The sequence below is a fragment of the Stenotrophomonas sp. STEN022 genome (genome assembly GCF_056760155.1).
In genome coordinates this window covers 1-9,619 of sequence record NZ_JBRREG010000132.1, presented here as the reverse complement: position 1 = coordinate 9,619, position 9,619 = coordinate 1, and the positions used below count along the sequence as shown (strand labels likewise).

Sequence of the window (9,619 nt, the reverse complement as noted above, 5' to 3'; positions counted from 1 at the left end):
ACACCCCACCCACCCCCCCCCCCAAAACCTCTGCCCCCCGCGCCCGCGGGCCCCCCCCCGCCCCCACAAAACAGCCCCAGCGCCGTGCAGATTCACCCACGCGGGTGATGCTTGCGATGCAGCTTCTGCAGGTGTTCGCGTGCGACCAGGGTGTAGATCTGGGTGGTGGACAACGAGCTGTGACCAAGCAACATCTGCAGCGCGCGCAGGTCGGCGCCGTGGTTGAGCAGATGGGTAGCAAAGCTGTGCCGCAAGCCGTGCGGGCTTATCTTGCCTGGGTCAATGCCGGCCACCGCGGCGCTGGCTTTCACCAAGGCCCAGAACTGTTGCCGGCTCAATGGGGTACGGTCGATGTCCACAAACAATGGCACCTGCCCCGCCAACGTGGCCGCAACCGGCTTGCCTCCGGTGAGCTGCGGCCGCGCCGTGGCCAGATAGCGCTCCAGCCAGTACTGCGATTCCTCACCCAAGGGCACCAAACGCTCTTTGCTGCCCTTGCCGGTGACCCGAAGTACGCCCTGGCGCAGATTGACCGCATTGGCGGGCAGGTTGACCAGCTCACTGACACGCAGGCCAGCGGCGTACATCAGCTCCAGCATCGCGCGGTCGCGCAGGCCAACCGGGCTTTCCGTGTCTGGCGCTGCCAACAGCGCCTCGATCTGGCTTTCGGCCAAGGCCTTGGGCAGCGAGCGCGGCAGTTTGGGCGATTCCAGCAGCGCAGCTGGGTCATCACTGCGCTCGCCACGCTTCAGCGCTTGGCCGAAGAAGGCGCGCAGCACCGACAGCAGGCGCGCATTGCTGCGCGCGGTCCAACCGTGGCGGGTGCGCCAGGCCAGGTAATCAAACAGGCCCGCACGATCAATCCCGGCCAGGCCGTCGCTGGCGCCGTCGCGCCAACGCGACAAGCCTTCAAGATCGCGCCGATAGCTGTCCAGCGAAGCCCGGGCCAAGCCATTCTCGGCCCAGATCGCATCCAGAAAGCGCTGGATCAAACGGTCATCAGCATCGCGCAACGGCGGCAATTGCTGCACCAGTTGGCGGCGTTCGGCAGGGGTCAGGGACGCGGACATCGGCGCAAGGATAAGCCCTGCTTCCACGACTGCCCATGCACGCGTGCCGACACAAACCGTATGCTCAGCCCATGAGCACGCCCGCCCTTGCCGAATCGCCCCGCCCCTCCGCGTTGCTGCTGCGCCGCCTGGCCGCGCTGTTCTACGACCTGTGGCCGGTGTTGGCGCTGTGGATGCTGGTCTCGGCGCTGTTCACCGTCGGCTACGCACTGGCCGGCCATGCCAGCCGCGAGAACATCCATCCGTTCAGTGCCCTGCAATGGCTGTTATGGCTGAGTTGCTGGCTGGTTGCCGGGCTCTATGCCACCGAAAGCTGGAAGCGCGGCGGGCAGACCCTGGGCATGCGCCCGTGGCGGCTGCGCCTGCAAACCGCTGACGGGCGAGCACCCAGCCGGGGGCAGCTGTGGAAGCGCTACGTACTTGGCACGTTGTCGCTGCTGCTGGCTGGTATCGGCTTCATCTGGGCGTTGTTCGACCACGAGCGCCTGACCCTGCATGACCGCCTGAGCGGCACCCGACTAACGAAACTGTAGTGCCGAGCCATGCTCGGCAGGGGCTCTACCATCATTGCCGAGATGTAGTGGCCCGCCCAGCAGGGGCACGCCAGCGAACGGGGAAACATAACACCCCCCGGGGGCGGCGCGACCCAGCCCCACGCCCCCCCGGCGGGGGGGGGGGGCTCACCCAAATTGCCCGTTTGTTCGGCCCCCCCCTGGCCCGCCAAGACCTGCTACCGGGAAAGCTGCAGCCGAGCTTGGCGCGGCTCTACCCTGCACTAGCCCACCCGGCGTCGTGACAACCAGCCGGAAATGACCAGCATCAACAGCGGCGGCAAGGCATAGGCGATGCGGTAATCAAACTTCAGTGCGCCGGCCATGCGCCCGAAGAACATCTGCAACAGCAGAAAGCCCAGCGCGAACAGCATGCCCAGGAACAGGCGCTTGCCCATGCCACCACTGCGCAGCGAACCAAACGCGAACGGCACCGCCGCCAGGCACAGCGCCAACACGTTCAAGGGGTAGAACCAGCGGCCCCAATAGGTGTCTTCGTACTCGCGCGCGTCCAGGCCATTGCGCTTGCGGTAGTCGATGCTGGTCTTGAGCTCGCCTACACCGAGGTTGCGTGGTTTGGCCAGGCCAGAAGCCAACGCAGACGCATCCAACTGCGAAGCCCACTTTTCGCTGGGCAGCTGCTGACGCTCGACCGAGCGTTCGCCGAAGGTATCGCGGCGCACGCTTTCCAACACCCAGCCCTGACTGTCGTGGCGTGCGGTCCTGGCGTAGGTCAGGCTCAGCAAGCGCCCGTCTTCGCTCAGCTGATACAGACGCACGTCATGCAGCAGCAAGGTCGACTGACCATCGGCGCTGAGCTGCTCTTCGCCAGTCAGCGCGTTGAGGAAGGTATCGCCTTCACGCGCCCACAGGCCCGAATAGCGGGCGGTGGCCATATCGGTATTGAAACGTGCACTGGCTTTCAAGGCATCAGCGCGGCCTTGCGCCCAGGGCGAGAGGGTTTCGCCATTGACCACCATCAACGCGGTCAACAGTGACAGCGCAATCGCCACTGACACCGCAATCCGCCGCCGCGACACGCCGATCGCACGCAGCGCAGTCAGTTCGGAGGTTGCGGCCAGCTGGCCCAGGCCCATCAGCGCGCCAATCACCGCAGCCATCGGAAAGATGGTGTAGGCACGACGCGGCAAGGTGTACGCCACCCATGCCAGGGCATGACCGAAGCTGTAGTGGCCCTGGCCGATTTTCCCGGCCTCACCGGACAAGGCCATGATCGCGTCCAGGCCCAACAGCACCATCCACACCACCAGCACCGTGAGCAACACGGTACGGCCTACATAAACGTCATGAATCCGCGGCAGCAACCTCATGCCTTTGCCCCCGCACGGCGACGACTCAAGCGCCCATCACGGAAATACAGCCACAGCGCCAACAGCAGCAACGGCAGGGTCAACCACCACATACCGGCATCCACCGGCAGCTTGCCCGCGGCCAGCCACTGGCGGCCGAGAATGCTCAGGCTCACGCCCACGGTATAGGCCAGGAACGCGACCATGATGCGGCCGTAACGCTGCTGGCGCGGCGCGCTGCGCGCCAGCGGCAGGGTCAGCAGGGCAAATGCCAGGGCCAGCAGCGGCGGGGTGATGCGCCAATGCAGCTGGGCCTTGGCCTCAGGCCGGTCATCGCCGAGCAGCTGCCTCGTGGTGAGCATTTCCGGATCATTCTGGTCGCGCACTTCCTCGCGGTCCGGCAAGGCCACTTCGTTGCGCGCGTAGCGCATCAGCCGGTAGTCGAGGGCTCCGCTTTCCGGGCCTTCGACCCGATAGCCGTCTTCCAGACGCAGGTAGCGCTGGCGCTCGCCTTCGAAGAACATCGCGCCACTGTTTGCCGATACCACGTCGATACGTCCTTCCTTCTGACGCTGCATGAATACCTTGCCCATCTTGGTGCCGTCGCCCGTCAATGACGACAGATAGACAATGCCGCCACCGGCCAGCGGGGTGAACTGGCCCGGTTCCAGCCCGGCCACCACCATGCTGCGGCTGGCTTCCTGCAGCATCCGCTCGGCGTTGCGGTCGGCCCAGGGACCCAGCCACAGCGAGCAGGCAGCAACCAGCGCCACCACCGGCACCGTCAACAGCAGGATCGGCTTGAGCAGGCGCTTGGGGCCGACGCCAACGCCGGTCAGCACCGCCATTTCTGAATCGCGGTACAGCCGCGCGATCGACAGGGCCAGCCCCAGCATCAGCGCCAGGGGCAGGATGATGGGCAGGTAGACGATGAACTGCAGGCCCAGCTGGGACAGCATCAGCCCGGCTGGGATGCGGCCATCGGCAATGCGGCCGAGGATGTCGACCAGCACACCGCCCATGCTGACTACCAGAAGTACGGTCAAAGTAGCCAGAAAGCTCTGGAGGAAGTCACTCAGAAGGTAGCGGTCAAGCTTCGCCATAGGGTCGGTGGTTTAAACTCTCGGTTTAGTCCGCAGAACGCAGGGCCTCCATAGCCTTGCGTATACAGCCTGCGATTGTACGGATTTGGCAACGGAATCTGATCAATGTCTCTGGAATTCACCCTGAACCACGCCGCCCCGGTCTCCGCCGAGGTGGATTGCGTCATTGTTGGCGCCTTCTCTGACAAGTCGCTGACCCCGGCCGCACAGGCCCTGGACGCAGCTTCCGGCGGCCGTCTGGCCGCCCTGATCGAGCGCGGTGATGTTGGCGGCAAGACCGGCAACACCACCCTGCTGCACGATCTGGCCGGCGTCAGCGCCGCCCGCGTGCTGGTGGTTGGCCTCGGCGACCCGGCCAAGTTCGGCGTGGTGCAGTACCTGAAGGCCGCCGGCGACGCCGCCCGCGCCCTGAAGACCGGCAACACCCGCAGCGCGCTGTTCACCCTGAACGAACTGGAAGTCGGCGACCGCGATGCCGCCTGGAACGTCCGTCAGGCAGTGATCACCGCCAATCACGCCAGCTACCGCTACACCGCCACCCTGGGCAAGAAGAAGCCGGAAGCGCCGGGTCTGGAGTCGCTGGCCATCGCCAGCAGCGACGAAACCGCGCTGCTGCAGGGCCAGGCCATTGCCGCCGGCGTGGAATACGCCCGCGAGCTGGGCAACCTGCCGCCGAACTACTGCACCCCGGCCTACCTGGCTGAATCCTCGGTCAAGTTCGCCGCCGAGCACGACGGTGCCGAAGCCGAGATCCTGGACGAGGCGCAGATGGAAGCGCTGGGCATGGGCTCGCTGCTGGCCGTGGCCCGTGGTTCGGCCAACCGTCCCAAGCTGGTCGTGCTGAAGTGGAGCAATGGCGGTGACGCCAAGCCCTACGTGCTGGTCGGCAAGGGCATCACCTTCGATACCGGCGGCGTCAACCTGAAGACCCAGGGTGGCATCGAGGAAATGAAGTACGACATGTGCGGTGGCGCCAACGTCATCGGCACCTTCGTCGCCACGGTCAAGGCCAAGCTGCCGTTGAACCTGGTGGTAGTCGTGCCGGCGGTGGAAAACGCCATCGACGGCAACGCCTACCGTCCGTCAGACGTGATCACCTCGATGTCCGGCAAGACCATCGAAGTGGGCAATACCGACGCCGAAGGCCGTTTGATCCTGTGCGACGCGCTGACCTATGCGCAGCGCTTCGAGCCGGCCGCGCTGATCGACGTTGCCACGCTGACCGGTGCCTGCATGGTGGCCCTGGGCCACCAAACCGCCGGCCTGATGAGCAAGCACGACGACCTGGCCAACGAACTGACCGCCGCTGGCGAGAACGTGTTCGACCGCGCCTGGCGCCTGCCGTTGTGGGACGAGTACCAGGGCATGCTGGATTCCAGCTTTGCCGACGTCTACAACATCGGCGGCCGCTGGGCTGGTGCCATCACCGCTGGCTGCTTCCTGTCGCGCTTCACCGAAGGCCAGCGCTGGGCGCACCTGGATATCGCCGGCGTAGCCAGCGATGAAGGCAAGCGCGGCATGGCCACCGGTCGCCCGGTCGGCCTGCTGACCCAGTGGCTGCTGGATCGCGTTGCCTAAGCAAGTTCTGGACAAAACCGGGGTTGGAAAGTGGGCCTGAGCCGGGTTTTACCCGGAACAACCCGACTCTGACCCCGGTGTTGCACCCTCTTCCCTCTACTTCTTCGTGACCTGATGCGTGCCGACTTCTACCTGATTGCCAAGCCGCGCTTTCTCACCGAGCCACTGAAGCTGGTGTGCGAACTTGCGCGCAAGGCCAACGACGGCGGTTTGTACACGTTGGTACTGGCCCGCGACCAGGCCCAGGCCGAGGAGTTGGACGAGCTGCTGTGGTCGTTCGACCCGGACGCCTACATCCCGCACCAGATCATCGGTGAGGACGTGGACGAGGAAGAGGCCATCGTGCTGATCGCCACCCCGGGCGCCGATGCGCCGGAACGCCCGCTGGTGATCAACCTGCGTGACGAGCCCTACCTGGGTGCCTGCGACCGCGTGCTGGAAGTGGTACCGGCCGATCCGGCAGCGCGCGAGCCGCTGCGTGAGCGTTGGCGCCAGTACAAGGCCGCCGACTACACGCTCAACAAATACGACATGTAAGGGATTACACGCATGCGCCTGCTGATTGCCATCCTGCTGCCGTGGCTGGCCTTTTTCACCATTGGCCGTCCGATTTCCGGCATTGTCTGTCTCATCCTGCAGATCACCTTGATTGGCTGGCTTCCCGCTGCCATCTGGGCTGCATATGCCGTCAGCCAGTACCACACCGACAAAAAGATCCAGCGCGCACTCGGCCGCTGATCCCCCTCCCGCTTTTACCGGTTCCCCGCATGACCCAACTCGCCTCCAGCTACGACCCCAGATCCTTTGAAACCGCGCTCTATGAGTCGTGGGAGAAGGCCGGCCTGTTCAAGCCGTCCGGCAAGGGCGAGCCCTACACCATCCTGCTGCCGCCGCCGAACGTGACCGGTACCCTGCACATGGGCCACGCCTTCCAGCAGACGCTGATGGATGCGCTGATCCGCTACCACCGCATGCGTGGCTACGACACGCTGTGGCAGGTGGGTACCGACCACGCCGGCATCGCCACCGAAATGGTGGTCAGCCGCAATCTGGCGCTGGAAGGCAAGGGTGAAACCCGCGACTCGCTGGGCCGCGACGGCTTCATCGACAAGGTGTGGGAGTGGAAGGCGCATTCGGGCAACGTGATCGAAGGCCAGATGCGCCGCCTCGGCACCTCGGCCGACTGGTCGCGCAGCACCTTCACCATGGACCCGGGCCCGAGCGAGGCGGTGATCGAGTCCTTCCTCCGCTGGCACGAGCAGGGCCTGATCTACCGTGGCCAGCGCCTGGTCAACTGGGACCCGGTGCTGAAGACCGCCATTTCCGATCTGGAAGTGGAGAGCGTTGAAGAAGACGGCTTCATGTGGTCGATCGCGTATGCGCTCAACGACGGTGCCAGCTATGAGCACGTCGAAGTGGATGCCGACGGCAACGAAACCCTGCGCGAAACCCGCAACTACCTGGTCGTGGCCACCACCCGCCCGGAAACCCTGCTAGGCGATACCGCGGTGATGGTGCACCCGGAAGACAGCCGCTACGCGCACCTGATCGGCAAGAGCGTGACCCTGCCGCTGACCGGCCGCAGCGTGCCGGTGATCGGCGACGACTACGTCGACAAGGCCTTCGGCACCGGCGTGGTCAAGGTGACCCCGGCGCATGACTTCAACGACTACCAGGTCGGCGTGCGTCACAGCCTGCCGATGATCAACCTGTTCACCACCACCGCCACGCTCAACGAGAACGCCCCGCAGCAGTACCAAGGGCTGGACCGTTACGCAGCACGCAAGGTGATCCTGGCCGAGCTGGAAGACCTGGGCATCCTGGTCGAGACCAAGGCACACAAGCTGCAGGTGCCGCGTGGCGACCGCACCGGCCAGGTGATCGAGCCCTATTTGACCGACCAGTGGTTCGTGAAGATGGACGGGCTGGCCAAGCGCGGCTTGGAGCTTGTGGAGAACGGCTCCATCAAGTTCGTGCCGGGCAACTGGATCAACACCTATCGCCACTGGATGGAGAACATCCAGGATTGGTGCATCAGCCGCCAGCTGTGGTGGGGACACCGCATCCCGGCGTGGTTCGACGAAGCCGGCAACTGCTACGTGGGCCGCAACGAGGCCGACGCCCGCGCCAAGGCCGGGCTCGGCGACGACGTGCTGCTGACTCAGGACAGCGACGTGCTGGAGACCTGGTTCTCCTCGCAGCTGTGGCCGTTCTCCACCCTGGGCTGGCCGAACGAAGCGGCGATGGCCGAGCGCGGTTTCGACCGCTACCTGCCGTCGAACGTGCTGATCACCGGCTTCGACATCATCTTCTTCTGGGTGGCGCGCATGATCATGGCCACCGACAGCTTCACCGGCCAGATCCCGTTCAAGGACGTCTACATCACCGGCCTGATCCGCGACGGCCAGGGCCAGAAGATGTCCAAGTCCAAGGGCAATGTGCTGGATCCACTGGACATCATCGACGGCATCAGCATCGACGACCTGGTTGCCAAGCGCACCCACGGCCTGATGCAGCCGAAGATGGCCGAGAAGATCGAGAAGGCCACGCGCAAGGAATTCCCGGACGGCATCATCGCCCACGGCGCCGACGCGCTGCGCTTCACCATCGCCGCGCTGGCCACCCATGGCCGCGACATCAAGTTCGACATGAGCCGCGCCGAGGGCTACAAGAACTTCTGCAACAAGCTGTGGAACGCCAGCCGCTTTACCCTGATGAACACCGAGGGCTTCGTGCTCCCCTCTCCCACCGGGAGAGGGGCTGGGGGTGAGGGTACGCCTGCCGCCAATACAGATGCCGAGAAGTGGATCCTTGCACGCCTGGCCAAGGTTTCGGCCGAAGCACAGCAGCACTACGCCGACTACCGTTTCGATCTGTTGTCGCAGGCGCTGTACGAGTTCGTCTGGAACGAGTTCTGCGATTGGTTCCTGGAGCTGACCAAGCCGGCCTTGAACGGCGACAATGCCGAGGACGCTGCCAGCACCCGCCACACCCTGCTGTACGTGCTGGAAGCAGTGCTGCGCCTACTGCACCCGCTGACCCCGTTCGTCACCGAGCAGTTGTGGCAGCAGGTGGCACCGCGTCTTGGCATCAACGCCGAGTCGTTGTCGCTGCGCGCCTACCCGACCGCGGAAGAATTTGGCGGCGACTACGCGCAGGCCGAGGTCGACGTGGAATGGTTCAAGACCATGGTCAGTGCCCTGCGTCGCGTGCGCAGCGAGTTGAACGTACCGCCGTCCAAGCAGGTTCGCCTGCTGCTGCAGGGCGGACAGGCTACCGATCGCGCCCGCCTCGATCGTTTCGCCTCACAGCTGCGCTTCCTGCTCAAACTGGAAAGCATCGACTGGCTGGCCGCTGATGCGGTGACGCCACCGGCCGCGGCTGCCATTGTCGGCGAGTTGAAGCTGCTGGTGCCGTTGGAAGGCCTGGTTGACCTGGATGCCGAACGTGCGCGCCTGGACAAGGAAATCGCCCGCGTTTCTTCGGAAAAGGACAAGAGCGAGGTCAAGCTGTCGAAGTTCACCGACAAAGTGCCGGCGGCGGTGGTTGAGCAGGAGCGTGTACGTCTGGTTGATTGGAACAGCCAGCTGGCCGGCCTGCAGGAGCAGCGCGCGAAGCTGTAAGGCTTGTTGGTTGCTGTTGTGGAAAACGCCGCCTTTGGGCGGCGTTTTCTTTTGTGCGTTGACGATCAACGAGCAAGGAACGAAGAGCCCCCTCATCCGCCCTACCGGGCACCTTCTCCCGCTGGCGGGAGAAGGGACCGCTATGCGTCATGCGATTCTGTGAGTTGGCTGCAATCCTTGCGCTCAAGCACACAATGCCGATTGCCAAGGGAGTCCGCAGAACAGGAAGATCTGCGCATTCCCTTCTCCCGTCTGCGGGAGAAGGTGCCCGGCAGGGCGGATGAGGGCGCTCTTGGCTCTTGGCTCTTGGCTCTTGGCTCTTGGCTCTTGGCTCTTGGCTCTTGGCTCTTGGCTTTTGGCTTTTGGTTTTTTGGCTTTTAGCAT

9 protein-coding genes are annotated in these 9,619 nt (G+C 64.6%); 5 read left to right on the top strand and 4 right to left on the bottom strand.

Annotation, left to right across the window (positions count from 1 at the left end):
- Positions 1-92 precede the first annotated feature (92 nt).
- The gene (xerD, locus tag ACVOMF_RS19290) at positions 93-1,070 is read right to left on the bottom strand and encodes a site-specific tyrosine recombinase XerD (protein WP_481510698.1); all 978 of its coding nucleotides are present in this window, start codon (positions 1,068-1,070) and stop codon (positions 93-95) included.
- A 71-nt stretch (positions 1,071-1,141) separates the two neighbouring features.
- Here xerD and ACVOMF_RS19285 point away from each other — a divergent pair, with 71 nt between their 5' ends.
- Positions 1,142-1,603: an RDD family protein gene (locus tag ACVOMF_RS19285; RefSeq protein ID WP_481510697.1), complete on the top strand. Its 462-nt coding sequence runs from the start codon at positions 1,142-1,144 to the stop codon at positions 1,601-1,603.
- 242 nt (positions 1,604-1,845) lie between these two features.
- On the opposite strand, the gene lptG is transcribed toward ACVOMF_RS19285, so the two are convergent.
- Positions 1,846-2,952 carry an LPS export ABC transporter permease LptG gene (gene lptG, locus ACVOMF_RS19280; protein WP_481510696.1) on the bottom strand — a complete coding sequence of 369 codons (1,107 nt, stop codon included), beginning with the start codon at positions 2,950-2,952 and terminating at the stop codon, positions 1,846-1,848.
- Positions 2,949-4,034 (bottom strand): LPS export ABC transporter permease LptF, encoded by a 1,086-nt coding sequence (lptF, locus tag ACVOMF_RS19275; RefSeq protein ID WP_481510695.1) that lies wholly within the window; start codon positions 4,032-4,034, stop codon positions 2,949-2,951. The genes lptG and lptF overlap by 4 nt, the downstream gene beginning before the upstream one ends.
- Positions 4,035-4,139: 105 nt before the next feature.
- Here lptF and ACVOMF_RS19270 point away from each other — a divergent pair, with 105 nt between their 5' ends.
- From ACVOMF_RS19270 to ACVOMF_RS19255, 4 genes are all read left to right on the top strand, one after another.
- Positions 4,140-5,612 (top strand): leucyl aminopeptidase, encoded by a 1,473-nt coding sequence (locus tag ACVOMF_RS19270; protein ID WP_481510694.1) that lies wholly within the window; start codon positions 4,140-4,142, stop codon positions 5,610-5,612.
- Between the two features lie 111 nt (positions 5,613-5,723).
- Complete coding sequence (locus ACVOMF_RS19265; RefSeq protein WP_481510699.1) at positions 5,724-6,149, top strand: DNA polymerase III subunit chi; 426 nt, start codon at positions 5,724-5,726, stop codon at positions 6,147-6,149.
- Positions 6,150-6,161: 12 nt separating this feature from the next.
- Positions 6,162-6,350 carry a YqaE/Pmp3 family membrane protein gene (locus ACVOMF_RS19260; RefSeq protein ID WP_057627321.1) on the top strand — a complete coding sequence of 63 codons (189 nt, stop codon included), beginning with the start codon at positions 6,162-6,164 and terminating at the stop codon, positions 6,348-6,350.
- Between the two features lie 29 nt (positions 6,351-6,379).
- A complete protein-coding gene (locus ACVOMF_RS19255) occupies positions 6,380-9,235 on the top strand; it encodes a valine--tRNA ligase (RefSeq protein WP_481510693.1) in 2,856 nt (951 codons plus the stop codon).
- A 183-nt stretch (positions 9,236-9,418) separates the two neighbouring features.
- Here ACVOMF_RS19255 and ACVOMF_RS19250 read toward each other — a convergent pair.
- Positions 9,419-9,619 (bottom strand): hypothetical protein (locus tag ACVOMF_RS19250; protein WP_481510692.1); only part of this gene is annotated, 201 nt, incomplete at its 5' end.